We start from the raw sequence: 20,088 nt of genomic DNA on the forward strand, positions 1-20,088 counted from the left end.
TGCTTTTTCTTAAGCGACTCCTCGTATTCTTAGGGTAGAAGAGGGATAGGAGGATTTCGACGCATGAAAAAGCGGGGTTTCACTGCGGTAATTATCATATTGCTATTGATTATTGCGGTCTTTAAGTTGACGGAGCAACGAAGCGGTTCGGCAGAGTCGGCGGACGGGCTGATCCAGGAGATCGCTTTGCGCAACAGCGGACAGTCGTTGCAGGTTGCGGAAGATCAGCTGTACTCCGGAGATCTGCTGCTCGTGAACGGCGACTATCCGATGCGGCCGCAAGGCACTCAGGCAGACGTGACGGAGCTGTTCGGCCATTCGGAGCTGACGGGGCCGGCTTCGCTGCTTGATCGTGAGATTCGGCTGTCGCGCGGGGTAGCGTTGAAATTCGTCGTCATGGTCGATGCGGCCGCGAACGGGGGCGTCGAGCATTTTCTCGTCAGCAGCGGATATCGCGACGAGCTGGAACAAAGCCGATTGTATAAGGAAAAAGGTTCGGATTACGCGCTTCCGCCCGGCTACAGCGAGCATCATCTGGGCTTGGCGCTGGATATCGGTTCGACGGAAGGGCCGATGGCCGAGGCGAAGGAAGGCGAGTGGTTGGAGAAAAACGCGGCCCGTTACGGCTTCGTGCTGCGTTATCCGGCAGACAAAACGGGGATCACCGGCATTTCGTTCGAGCCGTGGCATTTTCGTTACGTCGGTCTGCCTCACAGCCTGTTAATGAAGAAAAACAATCTCGTGCTGGAAGAGTATCTGACGCTGTTGGAAGAGAAAGAAGCGATTACGACCACCGTTAACGGCAGGGAGTACGAGGTCTGTTATTACGCGCCGGATCGTCTGTCGGAGTTGAAAATACCGAAAGGCCGCGACTATGCCCTGTCAGGCGATAACCGCGGCGGCTTAATACTGACTCTGTATCCGTAAAAGGAAAAAGGGCGTCACACGTGCTCGAACATGCGTTCAAGCGCGCTTTTGGCGTCTTCGGCGATCGTTTGCGGAACTTGGATGATCCCTGTCGGCTCCCCGCGGTCGATGCATTCCAAAGACCAGAGCAGATGCGGCAGGTCGATCCGGTTCATGGTCAGGCATGGGCAGAGGTCCGGATTGAGCGAGACGATCTGCTGTTCCGGGTGCTGCGCGGCAAGGCGTCGAACCAAATTCATCTCGGTGCCGACTGACCATTTGCTGCCCGGAGGGGCTTCGTTGATCCGGTCGATGATGTATTTGGTGGAACCGGCGTCGTCGGCGGCGATCACGACGTCATGCGTACACTCCGGATGGACGATCACGCGCACCTCGGGGTCCAAGCGTTTCGTTTCTTCGATCTGCGCGACGGTGAATTTCTCGTGCACCGAGCAGTGGCCTTTCCATAAAATAATCCGAACGTCTTCAGGGTTCTGATCCGTCAGCAGGCGCTGCGCATACGGATCCCACACCGCCATCTCGTCCAGCGGAATGCCCAGTTGGAACGCCGTATTGCGTCCCAGATGCTGATCCGGCAGGAACAGGATGCGTTTGCGCTGCTTGAGCGCCCACGCGATGACTTGGCGGGCGTTGGACGAGGTGACGGTCGCGCCGCCGTGGCGGCCGACGAACGCTTTGATCTCGGCGGTGGAATTGACGTACGTCAGCGGCAGGATGCTATCGCCGACTTGTTCGGTCAACAGGCGCCAGGCAATTTCGGTCTGGGCCATATTCGCCATGTCCGCCATCGAGCAGCCTGCGCGCATATCGGGCAAAATGACCTTTTGCTGCGGTTGGGTCAGAATATCGCACGTCTCGGCCATGAAATGCACGCCGCAAAACACGATATGGCGCGCTTTGGTATTTTGGGCGGACAGGCGTGCCAGTTCCAGCGAATCCCCGGTCATATCGGCAAATTGGACAACCTCGTCGCGTTGATAATGGTGCCCGGGGATCAGCAGTTCCTCGCCGTGTTTCTGCTTGATCTCCCTTACCCGGCGCTCCATTTCTTCCGTCGGGAGATCCCGATACGCGGCCGGCATCATCGGATATTGCGGCATGACTTCATTGAATATCGACATTTAGTTTACCTGCCTTTCTATGGTCTGCAATCGTTCGGGGCTGGCTACAATATCCATGCTGATATCCAGGCTGGACACCGAATGGGTCAAAAAGCCGAGCGAGATGTAATGGACTCCCGTGCCTTTGTACGTCGGAAGCGTGCGCATATGGATCCCGCCGGAAGCTTCCGTGGTGATGTGCGGCGGCGTGAGTTGAGCGAATCGTCTGACCGTGTCGGGATCGCAATTGTCGAACATGATGATGTCCGGACCTGCGGCAATCGCTTCGCGAAGCTGCGCTTCGTCCTCGATCTCCACCTCAATTTTGACCATGTGCCCGTGTTTGGCTTTCGCTTTGGCGACAGCCGCCGTGATCGAGCCTTCCGCGGCGATATGGTTGTCTTTGATCATGATGCCGTCGTACAAGCCGAACCGATGGTTGTATCCGCCGCCTGCGGTGACCGCGTATTTTTCCAACATGCGCAGGCCCGGGGTTGTTTTGCGGGTATCGCAGATGCGGATCGATGGATCGTTCAGCGTTTCGATCGCGTTGCGCGTCGCCGTAGCGATGCCCGACATGCGCTGAAGCAGGTTCAGCACTACGCGTTCGCCCGTCAACAGAACCGAAGGGTTGCCGGACAGCGTCGCGATCGGCTCGCCGTAGGCGATCGCGTCTCCGTCTTTTTTTAACAGAGACACACGAACCTGGTCATCCAGCACGGAAAAAGCTTCGCGAATCACGTCGACCCCGGCCACGATCCCTTCTTGCTTGGCATAGATGACCGCCTGCTGGTTGTCGGAATCCGAGATCAACTGCGCGCTCAGATCCCCGCTGCCGATATCCTCCATGTAAAACTGTTCCAACATTTTTCTTAACGCAATACGCTGCATGCTTCGGTTGTCCTTTCGTGATGCAAAATGGGAGCGGCCGACCCGGTATGGGTGATCGTGCGTCCCGACCACTGCGGATCGAGGCGCATCGGGTAGTCTTGCCGATAATGCGCGCCGCGGCTTTCCGTGCGCAATAGAGCTGAAGTGACGACCAGGCGAGCGAGCTGCCAGAGTCGGGATAGTTCCGCTTGTTCGCGGGTGAGATCGGACAAGCGGATCTCTTCGCTGTGTAGACTGCTCAGCCAACGTTCCAATTGCTCAAGTCCTTCGGCATGGCGAACGATGGAAGCGTGTCGGCTCATCTGCTGCTGAAGCTCGGCGAGCGTAGTGTGCGGCACGGTCAAGGCAAGATCGCTATTGATCGACGTCTCATCATGAACGGTAGAATTGACGAGCGCGGGATCGCCGAAAGCCTTATGCCCGTCGCTCACCGGATAACGGAATAGATCCGGCGAGTGGCCGTCTCCATCGTTTTGCCGCGCATAATCGAAGATATGCCGTGCCGCCCTTTTACCCAGAACCAGAGCTTCCAGCAGCGAGTTGCTAGCCAGGCGGTTCGCGCCGTGCAGACCCGTGCAGGCGGCTTCGCCGATCGCGTACAAGCCGGGAACTGAAGTGCAGCCGTGCGCATCCACCTTGATCCCGCCCATCATGAAGTGCATGCCGGGGACAACCGGAATTTTTTGCGCTTCAAGGTCAATGTCCGCTTTGCGCAAAATGCCCGTGATTGTCGGAAACCGTTCCGTAAAGCCGACGCAGCCGCTAATATCCAGATGAACGCGATGCCCGCTCTGCATTTGTTCATGAATCGCCCGGGCGACAATATCGCGCGGAGCCAGATCGCCGAGCGGATGCTTGCCTTCCATAATGGCCCGTCCTTGCTCATTCCGCAGCACACCGCCTTCCCCTCGAACCGCTTCGGAAATCAGGCCGTAGGTTGTGCCGTTTTTCACCAACAAGGTCGGATGAAACTGCATGAACTCCAGATCGCATAATTCCGCTCCGGCCTCGTAAGCGAGCATCAGTCCGTCTCCCGTAATGCTGGCATCGCCGCTATGGTTGGCATACAGACTTCCGCAACCGCCGCTGGCGATAATGACGGAATCCGCGCGGAACGTTGTCAATTCTCCTTCATGCAGAGCCATGACTCCGACGCAGCGGCGTTGTTCGACGATCAGCTTCAGTGCGTGGGTCTGCTCCAGAATCGAGATATTGCCCGGAATGCGCGCAAGCAGATATTCGGTCAGCAAGCGTCCCGTGGCGTCTCCGCCCGCGTGAAAGATCCGGTTAAACGAGTGGGCACCTTCCAGGCCGAGCCGAATTTCCTGCCGCGTATCGCGATCGAACGGAAAACCGTCTTGAGCCAGTTGATGCACATAGGCGCTGCCTTCCGACAATATATCCTGCACGATCGAAAAATCGGTATGGCCGTCTCCGGCCGTCAATGTATCTTCAAAGTGCGAAGCCACGGAATCTTCCGGCAAATGGACAGCGGCTATGCCGCCTTGAGCCAGCATGGAGTTGCCGCTTCGCACGGAAACTTTGGTCAGCAGTTGAATACGGCACCCTTCCGGCAAAGACGCAATCAGCGAGAGGGCTGCCGCTCCGGCTCCGATGACGATGACAGATGGTTTGGACAAGATGATCCACTCTCTTCTTCGAAAGGTTTACAAATTAACATACAGGTGTCTTGACACCTATATTTACACAAACATAAACTAAACTCAAGTCTATCGACAACATTCGCCGGATTTGTACCGGAAAAGGAGTTTGGGATGATTTATTTGGATTATGCCGCGTCTTCGCCCCTGTGCGAGGAAGCTTTGCAAACATTAATGACGATGAGCCGGGACGTATACGCCAACGCGAGCAGTTTGCATGACGGAGGTGGACAGGCTGCGCATATTCTGGAACGAAGCCGGGAGTTTGTCGCCGGATTGATCGGAGGAGATCCCAAAAGGCTGTACTTCACGAGCGGAGGAACCGAGTCGAATATTCTGGCGATCCACGCTTTGGCGAGAGGACTGCCTGCGGAGCGCAGGCATGTACTGGTTTCGGCCATGGAGCATCATTCGGTCAAGCTTGCCGCAAACGGGCTGGTTGAACTCGGGTATGAAGTCGAATTCGTTTGGCCGGATGCTTGGGGACGGATCACGCCGGAGCAGATCGAGCCGCTGCTGCGACCAGATACCGGATTGGTCTCGGTGCAGCACGCCAACTCCGAGACCGGGCTGATCCAGCCTTTGGCCGAGATCGGTGCCTTTTTGCATGAACGGGGGATCTTGCTGCATGCGGACGCGGTTCAGTCGTTCGGAAAAATCGGCTTTTCCGTCGAGGAGTTGGAAGTGGATGCCGTATCGGTCTCTTCGCATAAGGTGCAAGGGCCGAAAGGAGTCGGAGCGGTGTATATTCGGCCCGGCGTTTCTTATGTTTCGGTGTATCCCGAAGCGCTGCATGAAGGCGGCTTCCGACCGGGAACGGTCAATGTGCCGGCAATCGCCGCGTTCGCTTCCGCCGCTGTCCATACATGCGGACTGATCGAACAGCGCACGGAGCAATACGTGTCGCTGAGGAAATATTTGACGGAACGTTTCCGCGAATACGAGCTGCCCGCTTATCTGGTGACGGATCGTTTGCTCGGCAACGCGCTGAATATTTTGCCCCATATCGCCGGCTGCGCCGGGTTGGGCTACGAGGGGCAATATGTTATGCTGGAATGCAACCGGAAAGGCCTCTGCATCTCCACGGGAAGTGCCTGTTCTTCGGGTCATCAAGCCATTCCCGATACGTTGTCCGCACTCGGATTGTCAGGGGGAGAAGGACATTCGTTTTTCCGTATTTCTTTCGGCCCCGATACGACGACGCAGCATTTGGATCGACTGGTGCAGGCTCTGCATGAGCTTGCGCAAACCAAATAGAGAAGGGAGTCTCTCATCCCTATGGAAGAAATCAAGTTGACGGGCGACCAGCGGCGCGAGAAGCTGCTGTCTTGGCTCCAAGAATCGTCGCCCTTAACCGGAAGCGAGTTGGCGCGCCGGGCGTCCGTATCCCGGCAGGTCATCGTGCAGGACATGACGCTGCTCAAAGCCAAAAACCATGCCATTCTGGCGACCAGCCAGGGCTATATTTATCTGACGGAAAACAAAGAGCCTCGCTCTGAGCGCATTATCGCCTGCAAGCATGATCCTTCCCGCACGGAAGAGGAGCTGCTGCTCTTGGTGGATTACGGGGTCAGCGTCGACGACGTCATTATCGAGCATCCGGTATACGGGCAATTGACGGCGTTGATTCGCGTAAGCACGCGCAGCGAAGTGTACGAGTTTATCGAACGGATCACGGCGACCGGGGCGTCGTATTTGTCGGAACTGACGGACGGCATTCATCTGCATACGATCTCCGCGCCGGACGAAGAACGAATCGAGAAAGCCTGCGCCGCGCTGCAAAAAGCCGGTTTTTTGGTCGAAGACTGAAAACCGGTTTTTTCTTGCGCTTATCGCGGGTACGGGAAACGAAAATACGACGGAAAACAACGGAGGCGTTATGGGAAAAATCAAACTGGCCGTGATCGGCCTCGGCAATATGGGACGCAATATGATTCATCGGCTTGTGCCGCGGTATGCAGGGCAGGTGGAACTGGTCGCGCTGTGCGACAGCAGCGAAGAGAGTTTGCGGCGCGAAAGCGAAGCTGTGAACGGTGCGCCGAAGTTGTACACGGACTATCGGACGCTGCTGGCGGAGACCGATGCCGATCTGGTGTATATCGCGGTTCCGCCGTCCATGCACTACGAAGCGGTAAAGCTGGCTTTCGAACGGGGGATTCACGTCTTTTGCGAAAAACCGCTGGCCAACAGCCTTGAAGAAGCGAAAGAGATGGTGCAGTTGGCGGAACAGTCCGATCGGCTGAATGTCGTTCACTTCTCGTTCCCGCTGGAACCGGCCGTATTGAAGTTCCGGGAGCTGATCGAGCAGGGCGTTGCCGGAGAAATCGAGCGTGCCGACCTGTATCTGGAGTTCCCGAGCTGGCCGAGAGCCTGGCAGCAAAACGACTGGATCGGCACGCGCCGCGAAGGCGGTTATCTGCTGGAGGTCGGCATCCATTGGATCAACATGATTCAGCAAACTTTCGGCCCGATCGTCGCGGTACGCAGCGAGGTGGAGTTCCCGGCCGACGAGAACTTGTGCGAGACGGTCACGACGGCGGTACTGCGTTTGGAAAGCGGCTTGGAGATCCATCTGTCCGGTACGGATCGCCGCGAAAGCGAGGAAGGCGAGGAACGGGTATCGCTGGTTGTGCGGGGATCGGGCGGAACGGTCGCGCTGGAGAATTGGGGCAGTCTGTTCGTCGGTGCTGCTGGTGAAGAACCCAAGAAGGTGATGGAGGACGAAGACCACGACGGCGAAGGCCAATACCTGCCGATTTTCGGGCAGATTCTGCGGATTTTGAACGGGGAAAAAGGTACCGTGTACGATTTCCGCGATGGATATCAGGCGCAGCTGGTGCTGGAAGCGCTGCGGAATCCGACAGGAAACGGCAAGTTCGTCGAGTTGCCATCGGCATTGATCTAAATTTCTTATTTTATGAATTTCTCCCGCAGCGCCCAAACTGCTGAAAGGAATACGAACTTAACAGAGTATTTCGTTTTGCTTGTTGTATGCGCTCTGGGAATCCGTTAATCTGGAGTCAACTTTAGCTGGAGGTGCTCTCCGTGACCTATTCGATGCGCTTGAGATAATCGAACATCCCGCACCGGCGGACCGTTAGCCTTTTTTTAAAAGGAAAAACGTACGCCTTTTTGTGTCGGGATCGTTTCGCGTTGTCTGGAGCCTTATGGAATAGGTCTGTTTGTGCGGTCTGAATCGGCGAACGGACTCACTAACTACGGAGCTTCGAATGATTATTCGGAAGCCGACAGGAGAGCAACTTTTATGAAAACCACACAAACCCAATGGAAAAAAACGTTCGCGACTATTTTTACCGGACAGTTATTTTCGATTTTGACTTCGGCGATGGTGCAGTTTGCGGTGATTTGGCATTTGACCGCGACGACCGGATCAGCGACGGTGCTGCTCCTTGCAGGGCTGGCGGCGTTCTTGCCTCAGGCGATTTTGGGGCCGTTCGTCGGCGTCTGGATCGACCGCTGGAACCGCAAGATCACAATGATTATTGCGGATAGCGCGATTGCGTTGTTCAGCTTGCTGCTCGGGATTTATTTCTATCTGGGTGACCCTGCCCTGCCGGTCGTGTTCGCGATTTTGGCGATTCGCTCCGCCGCATCGGCGTTCCATGCTCCCGCATTCCAGGCGGCGATGCCGTTGATTGCGCCGGAAGATCAACTTACGCGCGTGGCGGGTTGGCAGCAGTTGGTGTTCTCGGCATCGAGCATCGCCGGGCCGGCGCTTGGGATTGCCGTGTATTCGTCTTCTTCACTGGCGGCAGTGCTGCTGCTGGATGTGGCCGGGGCTTTGTTCGCGAATCTGATGCTGGCGCTCGTGAACATTCCCAAGCAGCAAAGGGATGCTTTCGAAGCGGAGTCGCCGTCGTTCATGCGAGAGTTCAAAAGCGGTTGGTTAGCCTTCGTCACGGTGAAACCGCTCGTCCGATTGAGCTTTGTCACGATTGCGTTCAGCATCGTATTTATGCCGTTAGCTACCTTGTTCCCGCTCATGACGCTTCAACATTTCGGACTTGGCGGCTATGCGGCCAGTATCGTGGAAGCAGGATTCGGCATCGGCATGATTGCGGGAGGGGCTTCGTTGGCAGTCTTCGCCGGGAAGCTGAAAGACACTACCTTCCTAAGCCTTAGCTTGATTCTGATCGGCTTAACCTGCGGATTTAGCGGCGTGCTGCCGATTACGGCTTTTACGATCTTCGTCGTTTTATCCTTTTTCATGGGTGCGGCGGCTCCGCTCTACAACGGCCCTTACATGGCGATGATCCAGAAGGCGTATCGTCCGGAACAGCTGGGTCGCGTCATCTCGTTCATCACCAGTTTGACCATGCTCGCCTCCCCGATCGGGTTGGCCTTCGCGGGTCCCGTGGTCGAAGCTTACGGCGTGCAGGTCTGGTTCCTCGGATCGGGTGTAGTGGTGACATTGCTCGGTTTGCTGGTTCTGGCGGGCAGTAGCCGGTTTAGCATTACGGAAATCGCGGGAGCAGAGGCTGAGCCGGAAGCGACCGAATAGTTTTTGGTGCAACGTTGAATCATGAAGGTAGGTTGTTTGAATGATTTTTAAAAGGAATATCTTCGTTATAACCATAATTGTTGTATTGATCGCCGCAGGAGTTCTAGGATTCAAGGCTTGGAGCAATGCCGGCAACAGGCTTCCTATTCAACACATTCAGGGAAGCTTTGTCGTCGATGTGGATAACAAAAATGAAGTCGTCGGGCTTGTGGATTACGTATTTGTCGCTAAAGTTATCCACAATAAAGGCACAATCCACAAAGATATCGTGACGATGGAGGACGAAGACGGCAAACCGACAGAGGTAGGCTCGCCTTACACAACGTACACGATTGAAGTTGTGGATAATATCAAAGGGAAGCTGAAGAAAAATATCCCCTTTGACATTCTGAAGCAAGGCGGAATCACACTGAACGGTCAAGCCATCCAAATGTTTGAACAGGATGTTTTGCCGGAAGTCGGCGAGTATTACGTGTTCTTGGGCTATGCGCAGTCAGATGGTTCGCTGCTTATTTCAGGGCCGAATTCCAATGTGCGGATTAAGGGGGCGGATGAACAGGAGATTGTCTCTTCGGACGTCTATCGGACTTATCAGGAAGCTGTCGAGAATCAGATCGTAACGGTAAAAAGGGAGCGGTTTACTTCGGATTTCGAAGAGTAGGCGAGTGAAAAGGCGTTAAGAGGCTTGATCCGCAATTCTAAAAGCCGGCCGTTCTCCGAGGAGGACGCCGGCTCTTTTTACATTCAGATTCGAGGAGAGACGGAAATGAACGTGCGTATTGCGGAGACGCAGGCTTCAAAAGCGGTAGGCGTATCGACGAAAATCGTGGATCCGTATCGGGAGATTGCGGTGTTTGCGGAGCAAATCTGGAACGATGGCAGACATGATCGGGTCAATGAGACCGTCGGCAGACCAATTCGGACGATGCTCAGCGGTTATCACTACGATTTTCGGGAAGATGGGACACGGCAGTACATGATGGGGACGGAACTAGAAGAAGAGGTAGAGGTGCCAAGCGACCTGACGGTGATCGATATTCCCGGTGGTAGCTATGCGGTGTTCGAGATGAGTGCCACGCAGCCGGACGATCAGGAGATCGACACGCAAATTCAGGATCTGTGGCGGCGCATCTATTCGGAGTGGTTCCCTTCATCCCGATTCGAACAGGCAGAAGGTCCGTGCATCGAGACGTATGCGTGGACAGATGAAGCGAGTGGCGATTATAAGAGCGAGATATGGATTCCTGTTCGGATTAAGGCTTGATCGTCTAGAAGAAGTAACTGTCAGACGTAATAAGAACCGACTGCGCCGAAACTGGCGAGTCGGTTTTTTTAGGGTGAACATGTCCGTCGACTTGCATCCCGAGAAACTTCACCGTTATAGTGGAGATAAGTTGTAAGCGCAAACAAAAATCCGAAGGAGCTGATCCCATGTCTGTCCAGCCCGCCTATAATGCCGCTTCCGATGTGCAGAATCCGCAGGGAGGCCATCGCCTTGCCGATATGCCGGTGCATGACCCTTTTATTCTCGCTGATTCGAACAGTGACACTTACTATCTGTACAGCGGAGCGGCTCCCCGATTGAACGGGGTCGACCGGCACGGCGTGCTTGTGTATAAAAGCAAAGACTTGGAAGAGTGGGAAGGGCCTTATGTCGTATTCGCCGTGCCGGACGACTCTTGGGCGGACCCGCAGCATGGAGCATGGGCGCCCGAGGTGCATGAGCATAACGGCCGATATTATTTGTTCGTGACGCTGCATAACGAAGGCCGTCCGCTCGAAGGCGATCCGGTGCAAGGTTATGCGAAGCATTGGCGGGGGACGGCTACGGCTGTGAGCGATTCGCCGGAAGGTCCTTTCGAGCTGTTGAACTTGGAAAGTCCGGTGGTGACTTCGGAGCAGATGACGCTGGACGGGACGCTGTATCTCGACGAGGAAGGCCAACCGTGGATGGTGTATTGCCACGAATGGGTGCAGACGTTGGACGGTACGATCGAGGCCGTTCGGTTGAGCGACGATCTCTCTTCCGCGGCAGGCGAGCCGATTCTGCTGCTGAGCGGTTCGGCAGCGCCTTGGATCAGAACGGCGGCGACAAGCGAATCGGAGCATGGGGGATTGTCCTCCGATGCCGAACCGCTCGTTTACGTCACGGACGGCTGCCAGTTGTACCGCACATCCGACGGCAGCCTGAACATGCTCTGGTCGAGCTATGAAGACGGCAGCTATGTGCAGACGATTGCCCGTTCGATGAGCGGCAAGCTGGAAGGGCCGTGGGAGCAGCTTGATCCGCTCGTCAAAGAAGACAGCGGGCACGGGATGTTTTTCCGTACTTTTGACGGCGAATGGAGGTTGGTCCTGCATCGTCCGTTCCAAATGCCGGAGTCGCGCGGTTACGTGTATCCGATCCGGGATCTGGGCGACCGATTCGGATTGGCCGAGTAACGAAATAGGTTAACCGTTCAGCGAAAAGATGCAGCCCAAAAAACCGGGCAAGAGTCGGCGAAAGACTCGCCGTTCCTGTCCGGTTTTCGTATGGGCTTGCTATGGGCGGAATGCGGATGTTGGTTACTTTTTGCCTTTGCCGGGTTTATTGAGATTAGCGCTGCCTTCAGGACGTCGTTCTACCCGCAGCCACAGAATACCGCTGACTAGCGCGTAGGTCGCCACGGCCAAACTGAAGATGCCAGCGATTAGATTATCTTTTAGCATTAGAATGCCCACCACAATCATGAGAATAGCCAGTACAAAGCGGATGATGGAACGGTTGTGTTTCTTGAGCATCATTACATGCAGTCTCCTTCGACAAGATATTATCCTGCTGATACGCAGCGCGGCGGCTATCGGTTTCATTCATGGGGTTGAAAAGGAAATGCGATCAAAGCGCTGGCGGAAATGGTGTACAATGGAAAAGGGACTGCGTACTTTTATACGGTAAAGCAATAGGATTTGGGTGGATTTTGGTTTATAGTAAACGTAGTGACGATTTTTTTTGAAAATAAGAGAATTCCTTCGCATTAGCCTTACTTTTGTAGCATCCGTGCAGGTCGCCCCATTCTTCGCAGGCAATAAAACGAAGCAATGGACGCGTACCCTGCTTACTTGGCAAATATACTGGATAAGGCAGGTTTTGTGATGAGCAGCGTAGTGAAAAAAACAGACGTGATCTTAATCGGGGCCGGAGTCATGAGCGCGACGCTCGGAACCTTGCTGAAAGAGCTGTCGCCGGAATGGGAAATTAAGACGTTCGAGAAATTAGCGAGCGCCGGCGAAGAAAGCTCCAATGAATGGAACAATGCAGGCACGGGCCATGCAGCGTTATGCGAACTCAATTACACGACGGAAAAAGCGGACGGTTCGATCGATATCACGAAAGCCGTCAATATCAACGAGCAGTTCCAGCTGTCCCGGCAGTTCTGGGCGCATTTGGTCAGACAAAACTTGCTTCGCAATCCGGGAGAGTTTATTCGTCCCATCCCGCATATGAGCTGGGTGGCCGGAGACAAGGACGTCGAATTTTTAAGCAAGCGATTTAAAGCGCTATCAGAGAATCCGTTGTTCCAAGGAATGGACTATTCGGAGAATCACGCTCAGCTTCAAGAATGGATTCCTTTGATGATGCAGGGCCGGGAACCGTCGGAAAAGGTCGCGGCGACCAAGATCGATTCCGGCACGGACGTGAATTTCGGCGCGCTGACGCGGTTGCTGTTCGACCATCTCAAAACGCGCGGCGTCGAAGTGAACTACCGTTACGCGGTCAAGGACATCAAGCGCGCGCAAGGCGGAGGCTGGCGCGTTAAGGTGCAGAACCTGAACAACAATCAGGTTGAGTATCACGAGGCACGCTTCCTGTTCATCGGAGCAGGGGGCGCGAGTCTTCCTTTGCTGCAAAAGACGGGCATTCCGGAGTCCAAGCATATCGGCGGCTTCCCGGTCAGCGGCGTGTTTATGGTTTGTAAAAATCAGGCGATCGCGGAAAAGCATCATGCAAAGGTATACGGGAAAGCCAAGCTGGGCGCACCGCCGATGTCCGTTCCTCACTTGGACACGCGTTATATCGACGGAAAAAAAGCGCTGCTGTTCGGTCCGTTCGCGGGCTTTACGCCGAAATTCCTGAAGACCGGCTCCAACATGGATTTGATCGGTTCGGTCAAGCCGAGCAATCTGTTGACGATGCTGGCGGCCGGAGCGAAGGAAATGGGGCTGACCAAGTATCTGGTTCAGCAGTTGATGCTCTCGAACGCCCAGCGGATCGCGGAGCTGCGCGAGTTTATTCCCGAAGTGAAGGACGAGGACTGGGAAGTCGTCATTGCCGGTCAGCGCGTGCAGGTCATCAAGGACACGCCGCAGGGAAAAGGCACGCTGCAATTCGGCACGGAAGTGGTCAGCGCGTCGGACGGTTCGGTCTCGGCTTTGCTCGGCGCTTCGCCGGGGGCTTCGACTGCCGTGCATGTCATGCTTGAAGTAATGCAGCGCTGCTTCCCGCAGCAGATGCCGCAGTGGGAGGAGAAGATCCGGGCGATGATTCCTTCTTACGGCGTGCGGTTGTCGGACGAGCCGGAGTTGTTCAAGGAGATTTTCGATTCGACGGCGGAGGCGCTTGGGCTGGAGAAGATCGCCGAAGTGCGGAGTTAACCTGCTCTCGAAAGTTACTTTGGTGGGGGGAAGCGAGAAGACTGCGAGAGAAATTGCCAGCATAGGCTTCCGAAGTGCATTTCTTCGAAATGCTTCACAAGACGCTGTCTCACTCGGAAAAGGGATTTGATTTAACTAAGGAATTTTCCGAGTTCAAAGGCGTCTCTCACTGAATTTCTCTCTCCGTCTTCTCGCTTCCAGTTACGTTGGATTTTCTAGACAGGTTAAGAGCTTTGATTCTTAAAGGAATCAAAGCTCTTTTTGATTTTTTGATCGCGATGACGAAATCAGGCTTCGTTATTTCGGGGGATTTTGTTCCGGCGGCTTGTTCAATTACTTTTTTCGGTGATCAGAGTATTCGGCTGCGGTGCGAAATATCGATCTACGGCTTGTCCGAAAGCGTTCAGCAAAAATGCCGTCGCTTTTTTGCTTACTTCCGCCTTCGGGCACATCATGTCGAAGGCGTGATAGCATCCGGGATACAGTTCGAATTCTGCTGCCACGCCTGCTTTGCGTAAGCTCTCTACGTATCGAATCGTCTCGTCGCGGAAAGGTTCGAGATTTCCGGCGAAGGTGACGGCAGGAGGCGATCCGGCGTAGTCGGTTGCCCGAGCGGCAGCGGCGTACGGCGGAAGGTCGTCGCGTCCGTACAGCTCGCCCAAGTACAGTTTCCATGCCCATTCGTTGGAGTTGGAATTCCAGATCGGGGCGTTGTTGTTTTGGGCCGATTCGCCTTGCATGCGGTCGTCGATCATCGGGTACAGCGGCATCTGGAAAGCGAGGTTCACTTCGCCCAGGTCGCGGGCGTACAGAGCCAGGGCCGCGCTCAGACCTCCGCCCGCGCTTTCGCCGCCGACCATCAGTTGGTCGTCCCGAATGCCCAGCGAAGCGGCATTGGCCTTCATCCAAAGCAGCGCATCGTAGGCGTCATGCAGCGCCGCTGGGTAAGGCGCGTCGATTGATAGCCGATACTCCGGTGCGATGATGACGCAATCCCGGGTAGCGATCAGGTTTTTGTACATATCGGCGTTCAGTTCGGGAATACCGAGCGCATAGCCGCCGCCGTGCAGCCACAGGATGCCTGGCATATTTGCGGCTTCGTGCAGCGGGCGATAGATGCGTATGCGGATCTGCCGACCGTCGCGAGCGGGAATCCATTGTTCGTCGCAGCGCAGGCCGTCGATATTTTTGCCTTTGCGGGACTCCAATGCTTTCTTGGCGCTTTTGGCGGAGGCGATGAATTTGGCTTCGGTCGATTTTTTCGTCAGGGCCGTCATGATGACGCCCTTCACTCTAAGCTGCCGATCGATCATGCGGAGGGTGACTTTCATTTCGATGCTCATCTCCTTCGTGACGTGATACACGCGCGCTTTCTACCGATCATTGTACCTCTTGTGCGGGATCAGGCTCAATCGGCACCTTTGATTCGTTCCAGCGCTTCCGCCGGGATGAGCAGCTGCTCGCTTTTTTTCGTCATGTCCTTGAGCTGCACCTGCCCCGCTGCCGCTTCATTTTCGCCGATCAGAACCACCCAGCGAATCCCGCGAACCGACGCCGACGCCAGCGATTTTTTCAACTTTCGCCCGATCGGTTCGACACTTGTCCGAATGCCGTCTGCACGCAGCAGCGCGGCTGTTTCCAGCGCGGGCGCGATCATGTCCTCGCCGATCGGAACGATCAAAACCTGCGGCTGCGGCATCTGTGTCTCGCGTTCGGCCAGCATCGCCATGATCGACTCCATTCCGAACGAGAGGCCAACCGTCGGATACGCGATGTCCGGTCGTTCCACGAGCTGTCCGATGATGTTGTCATACCGTCCTCCTCCGCCCAGACTGGACGTGAAGCGGCCGGAAGCGTCGAAGATTTCGTAGACCGTTCCGGTATAGAAGGATAATCCTCTGGCGAGAAAAGGATCGAAACGGCAGACGGAGTCCAGTCCCAAGCGTTCCAGCAGCCCGGCGAGCGCCCGAGCTTCGTTTGCGCCTTCGTCGTTTTCCACGCCGCAGGATGTCACCCAGTCTTCAAACGTATCCACAGGCGCTTCGGTCAGGCGAACGATCGACTCGGCGACGGAGGCTGACAGTTCTTTGCCCGCCAACTCCCGCAGCACGCCGTCCCGCCCGATTTTGTCGAGCTTATCCAGCGTCAGCATGACGGAGGAGCGCAGCTCTGTCGGTACGCCGAGGTATTCCAGCGTCTCGCCGAGCAGCTTGCGGTTGTTCCAGCGAATTACCGCCGGAATCTCCAGTCTGCGGAACGCTTCTGCGGCCAGCTGCATCAATTCCGCTTCCGCTTGCGGTCCGGCGATCCCCACGACGTCCGCGTCGCATTGCAGGAATTCGCGCAGCCGCCCTTTTTTGACCGGGCCGTCGCGGAACACTTTGCCGATTTCGTAGCGTTTGTAAGGGAATTCGATGCCGGGATTTAGCGCGACGACTTTGGCAAAAGGAATCGTCAGATCGTAACGCAGTCCCAGCTTCCGCTCGCCCTGGTCGGTCAGTTGGTACATTTCTTTCAGGATTTCGTCGCCGCCCGCGTATTTCGAAGCCAGCAGATCCAACTCGTTCAGAATCGTGGAGCTCATCTCGTCAAAGTCGTACGCTTCGAACAGTTGTCGCAGCGTCGCCTCTACCTTCCGGCGTATCGCTTGCTCTTTTCCGAAAAAATCATATGTGCCTTTTACGTTTTGCATGATCGTCATCCTCTCTCTTCGCAAAGTTTTGAAAACAAAAAAACGCGCAGGACCTCTTGGTCCTGCGCGTTTTGCTATGCCGCAGGGAGGCCAACGCGAGAAGCGTTAGCCCGCCCCGGATTTATTGCTCGGGGGTGCTAACGCTGCTTGTGATGATGAAGTTGAGTCGATAAGGTTGCCTGCATGGTGACCCTCTCCTTCAGCATGAATTATGAACGATTATAGCGATCCTCGCCGAAATAAGCAATCCCTTTCCGAAACACACGAAATGTTGCAATAATCCCGTATCGTCTCCCCCGCGGCAGTTGTTATATTGATCACAGTCAAAATGTAAACGCTTCATACATAGAGGGGAGATGAATAAATTGGGAAGAAAAAAACGAATTTTACCGCTGCTTTTGGCTGTAGTTACCGTTCTTGGAACGTTGCCGTTTCAAGCTAAAAACGTGCACGCAGATACGGTTGATCCGCAGATTGCGAACGGAGGATTCGAAGCGGATTTTTGGGACGGTCAGTCTTGGAAAGTGGAGCCATCCGATTGGAGTCAGGTGGAGGTTAGCCGGTTTGCGTATGCGAGTGACACTTCTATCAATCCGAGCGAGGGCGATCATGCTTTCAAATATTGGATCAAAGACACGGCTTTGGCGGAGCAGTCGATCACGGTCAGTCAGAACGTGTACGAGCTTCCGGCAGGCAGTTATGAGCTGACGGCTCAGTCGATGGGCGGAGGGGGCGACGAAGCGGGTCATGTGACGTTGTTTGCGGGAACGGAACAATCGGCCGCGATCCCGACGACGGGGTATAACGCTTGGGGCAAAGTATCCGTGAAGTTCGTGCTGCCCGATACGGTCGATGAATTGTCCGTTGGAGCTTCGATCAGCGGCAAAGCCGCGGCGTGGGGCTATCTGGACGACGTACGCTTAACACGACTCGGCAGCGAGGCGTCCCAACCCGAGCCAGCGGATATTTTCGTGCAAAAGGTCGAAGGATTAGGGGCCGACTTTATCAAAGGCGTTGACGTATCGAGTGTGCTCGCCCTTGAGAAAAGCGGCGTCGTGTTCCGGGACGAACAAGGAGCGCCAGCCGATCTGTTCGCCACGCTCAAACAATCCGGCGTCAATTACGTCCGGGTGCGCGTCTGGAACGATCCGTACGATGCGCAGGGACGCGGTTACGGAGGCGGGGACAACGACCTTGCCAAAGCGATCCAAATCGGCAAGCGTGCCACCGCTAATGGGATGAAGGTGCTGGTCGATTTCCATTACTCCGATTTCTGGGCCGACCCGGCTAAGCAGCAGGCACCGAAGGCTTGGAAGAACTACAACGTCGAGCAAAAAGGCCAAGCCCTGTACGACTACACGAAAAGCAGCCTGGAGCAGTTGCGAAGCGCGGGCGTCGACGTGGGCATGGTGCAGGTCGGCAACGAAACGAACGGATTTTTTGTCGGGGAAAAAGATTGGGCTTCGATCGCGTCGTTGTTCAGCCAAGGCAGCAAAGCGGTGCGGGACGTCGATTCGTCGATCCTCGTCGCGCTGCATTTTACCAATCCCGAATCGGCAGGCCGTTATGCGAGCTACGCCGCGGAATTGACGAAATACGGCGTCGATTACGACGTGTTTGCAAGCTCTTATTATCCGTTCTGGCACGGCACGCTCAGCAATCTGACCAGCGCATTGAAGCAGGTCGCGGACGCGACGGGCAAAAAGGTCATGGTCGCGGAAACGTCGTACACGTACACGGCGGAAGACGGCGACGGTCACGGCAACTCGGCTCCGCAGGCATCGGGCCAGGAGCTGGATTACCCGATCAGCGTACAGGGACAAGCCACTTCGGTGCGCAACGTTATCGATGCGGTAGCCAAAGTCGGCAATGCCGGAATCGGCGTGTTTTATTGGGAACCGGCCTGGCTGCCTGTCGGTCCGGCTTCGGATCTCGCGGGTAATCAGGTACTGTGGGAGCGAGAAGGATCGGGCTGGGCATCCAGCTTCGCGGCCGAGTACGATCCGCATGACGCCGGTCAGTGGTTCGGAGGCAGCGCGGTCGATAACCAGGCGTTGTTCGATTTTACGGGCAAGCCTTTGGCTTCGCTCAATGTGTTCAAGTACGTGAATACCGGAGCCACCGCGCCGCTGAAAGTCGACGCGATTTCTCCGGTCAGCGTGACGGTCAATGCGGGTGAACCCGTGACGCTGCCTGCCGTTGTTGAAGCGGTCTACAACGACGGAAGCACCAAGCTGATCGGCGTGAACTGGAACCAAGCGGCACTTCAAGCGGCTGTGGAAAAAGGAACCGGCCAATACGTCATCGAAGGTTTGGCGGAAGGAGGGATTCCGGTGCAGGCTGCGCTTGAGATCCGCAAACGGAATTTGCTGCTGAACGGCAGCTTCGAAGACAATGACCGCAGCATGTGGAACATCACCTACGGCGAAGGAAGCGTGCCGCCTACGGCGTATCAGAATAAAGCCTCTGACGCTAAATCCGGCAGTTATTCGTTGCATTTCTATTCGTCCGAGGCTGTGAACTTCCGGGTACAGCAGACGCTGCAAGGACTGGAGCCGGGGTATTACGACCTGTCCATGTCCATTCAAGGCGGCGATGTGACGGAGGGCGAGATGAAGCTGTTGGCATCGAGCGGCGGACAGGAACGCGAAGCCGTAACCGGGGTCAAAGGTTGGGCCCAGTGGAACGAGCCGAAGATTGCGGAGATTCGCGTGGAAAAAGGCGATCTCACGGTTGGCGCTTCGATCCGGGCCAACGCGAAGGCTTGGGGAACGCTGGACGACTTTACGTTGACGTTCGTTCGCGGATTGGAGACGACGACTCCTCCAGGGGAAGGCGGACAGGATGGCGGTTCGCCGGGCGGCGGAACGCCGTCGACTCCGACGCCTTCGCCTTCGGTGTCGCAAACTCCGTCGCCTGTCGTGACTCAACCTGCGGTTCCGACTCCTTCGAACCCGGTGGATAACGGAGTCGTTCAGCCGCCGAATCCAGCGACTCCGGGGGCAGAAGGAACCAACGGAAGCAACGGACAAAGCGAAGATCCGGCTACAGCCGGAATCTCGTATATGCAAGGATACCCGGACGGAACGTTCCGTCCGGCCAAGTCGGTGACGCGGGCAGAGTTGGCTTCGATGCTGTTGCGTCTGAGCGGCGGGCAGTCTGCTGCCGGCAGCGCGCCTGCAAACAGCAGCGCCTACCGCGATGTAGCCGCAGGAAGCTGGGCTGCGCAAGCCGTGCAAACCGCCAGCGAAGCGGGCTGGATGCGCGGAACGGGCACGGAGTCGTTCGATCCGAATCGTCCGGTGACGCGCGCCGAATTGGCTGCGGTGCTGGCACGTTGGAAAGGACTCAACGCGGTAGGCGATACCGGGCTTGAATCGGCGGCGTTCACGGATACGGCCGATCACTGGGCAGCGGGCGATATTGCCCGCGCGCGTCAAGCCGGTTATTTGCTCGGACTGCCTGACGGCCGTTTCGAACCGAATCGTGCGTTGAGCCGCGCCGAAGCGGCGGCGGTATTCAACCGGGTATTGGGTCGGACATTGCCGACCTCTCCCGATGCTTCCCGCTGGCCGGATATTCCGTCCGGACACTGGGCGCTGGCGGATATCGCGGCAGCGGCGGAGCAAGCTAGGGTTAGCAGAACTACCGATGATTTATAAA

16 protein-coding genes are annotated in these 20,088 nt (G+C 56.0%); 10 read left to right on the forward strand and 6 right to left on the reverse strand.

The genetic code is table 11. The annotated features are described in order from the left end of the window. Nucleotides 1-63: 63 nt before the first annotated feature. Complete coding sequence (locus SACSAC_RS11240) at nt 64-927, forward strand: M15 family metallopeptidase (RefSeq protein ID WP_037286316.1); 864 nt, start codon at nt 64-66, stop codon at nt 925-927. Nucleotides 928-941: 14 nt separating this feature from the next. Here SACSAC_RS11240 and nadA read toward each other — a convergent pair whose 3' ends face one another. The 3 genes from nadA to nadB are packed head-to-tail and all read right to left on the reverse strand — an operon-like array spanning nt 942 to nt 4,558. Further along, complete coding sequence (gene nadA, locus SACSAC_RS11245) at nt 942-2,048, reverse strand: quinolinate synthase NadA (protein WP_037286319.1); 1,107 nt, start codon at nt 2,046-2,048, stop codon at nt 942-944. Beyond that, nucleotides 2,049-2,918, reverse strand: a complete 870-nt coding sequence (nadC, locus tag SACSAC_RS11250; RefSeq protein WP_037286322.1) for a carboxylating nicotinate-nucleotide diphosphorylase — start codon at nt 2,916-2,918, stop codon at nt 2,049-2,051. Further along, on the reverse strand, nt 2,900-4,558 hold the full coding sequence (gene nadB / locus SACSAC_RS11255) for an L-aspartate oxidase (protein ID WP_037286325.1): 1,659 nt from the start codon (nt 4,556-4,558) through the stop codon (nt 2,900-2,902). The genes nadC and nadB overlap by 19 nt, the downstream gene beginning before the upstream one ends. 135 nt (nt 4,559-4,693) lie before the next feature. Here nadB and SACSAC_RS11260 point away from each other — a divergent pair, with 135 nt between their 5' ends. The 7 genes from SACSAC_RS11260 to SACSAC_RS11290 all read left to right on the forward strand — a co-directional run bounded on the left by SACSAC_RS11260 (nt 4,694) and on the right by SACSAC_RS11290 (nt 11,543). After that, nucleotides 4,694-5,836 (forward strand): IscS subfamily cysteine desulfurase, encoded by a 1,143-nt coding sequence (locus SACSAC_RS11260; RefSeq protein WP_037286327.1) that lies wholly within the window; start codon nt 4,694-4,696, stop codon nt 5,834-5,836. A gap of 21 nt (nt 5,837-5,857) precedes the next feature. Then, a complete protein-coding gene (locus SACSAC_RS11265) occupies nt 5,858-6,388 on the forward strand; it encodes a transcription repressor NadR (protein WP_037286330.1) in 531 nt (176 codons plus the stop codon). 70 nt (nt 6,389-6,458) lie between these two features. Then, a complete protein-coding gene (locus tag SACSAC_RS11270) occupies nt 6,459-7,484 on the forward strand; it encodes a Gfo/Idh/MocA family protein (protein ID WP_037286333.1) in 1,026 nt (341 codons plus the stop codon). A gap of 360 nt (nt 7,485-7,844) precedes the next feature. Then, nucleotides 7,845-9,101, forward strand: a complete 1,257-nt coding sequence (locus SACSAC_RS11275; RefSeq protein WP_037286336.1) for an MFS transporter — start codon at nt 7,845-7,847, stop codon at nt 9,099-9,101. Nucleotides 9,102-9,279: 178 nt separating this feature from the next. Further along, nucleotides 9,280-9,762 (forward strand): hypothetical protein, encoded by a 483-nt coding sequence (locus SACSAC_RS11280; RefSeq protein ID WP_156950991.1) that lies wholly within the window; start codon nt 9,280-9,282, stop codon nt 9,760-9,762. A 105-nt stretch (nt 9,763-9,867) separates the two neighbouring features. Beyond that, nucleotides 9,868-10,365, forward strand: a complete 498-nt coding sequence (locus SACSAC_RS11285) for a GyrI-like domain-containing protein (protein WP_156950992.1) — start codon at nt 9,868-9,870, stop codon at nt 10,363-10,365. Nucleotides 10,366-10,532: 167 nt separating this feature from the next. After that, nucleotides 10,533-11,543 carry a glycoside hydrolase family 43 protein gene (locus tag SACSAC_RS11290; RefSeq protein ID WP_037286342.1) on the forward strand — a complete coding sequence of 337 codons (1,011 nt, stop codon included), beginning with the start codon at nt 10,533-10,535 and terminating at the stop codon, nt 11,541-11,543. A 123-nt stretch (nt 11,544-11,666) separates the two neighbouring features. Here the strand turns inward: SACSAC_RS11290 and SACSAC_RS11295 are convergent, their stop codons facing one another. After that, on the reverse strand, nt 11,667-11,885 hold the full coding sequence (locus tag SACSAC_RS11295) for a hypothetical protein (RefSeq protein ID WP_037286345.1): 219 nt from the start codon (nt 11,883-11,885) through the stop codon (nt 11,667-11,669). A 348-nt stretch (nt 11,886-12,233) separates the two neighbouring features. On the opposite strand from SACSAC_RS11295, the gene SACSAC_RS11300 reads away from it, so the two are divergent. Further along, nucleotides 12,234-13,733, forward strand: a complete 1,500-nt coding sequence (locus SACSAC_RS11300) for a malate:quinone oxidoreductase (protein WP_037286347.1) — start codon at nt 12,234-12,236, stop codon at nt 13,731-13,733. 329 nt (nt 13,734-14,062) lie between these two features. On the opposite strand, the gene SACSAC_RS11305 is transcribed toward SACSAC_RS11300, so the two are convergent. Both SACSAC_RS11305 and SACSAC_RS11310 read right to left on the reverse strand, forming a co-directional pair. Further along, nucleotides 14,063-15,064: an alpha/beta hydrolase gene (locus SACSAC_RS11305; protein WP_037292670.1), complete on the reverse strand. Its 1,002-nt coding sequence runs from the start codon at nt 15,062-15,064 to the stop codon at nt 14,063-14,065. Between the two features lie 77 nt (nt 15,065-15,141). Further along, entirely contained in the window at nt 15,142-16,425 is a 1,284-nt protein-coding gene (locus SACSAC_RS11310; RefSeq protein WP_037292671.1) for a histidine--tRNA ligase, read from the reverse strand. A 365-nt stretch (nt 16,426-16,790) separates the two neighbouring features. Here SACSAC_RS11310 and SACSAC_RS11315 point away from each other — a divergent pair, with 365 nt between their 5' ends. Further along, on the forward strand, nt 16,791-20,087 hold the full coding sequence (locus SACSAC_RS11315; protein ID WP_037292673.1) for a glycosyl hydrolase 53 family protein: 3,297 nt from the start codon (nt 16,791-16,793) through the stop codon (nt 20,085-20,087). The last annotated feature ends 1 nt before the right edge of the window (nt 20,088 follow it).

It is taken from the genome of Saccharibacillus sacchari DSM 19268 (assembly GCF_000585395.1).
Taxonomy (GTDB): Bacteria; Bacillota; Bacilli; order Paenibacillales; family Paenibacillaceae; genus Saccharibacillus; species Saccharibacillus sacchari.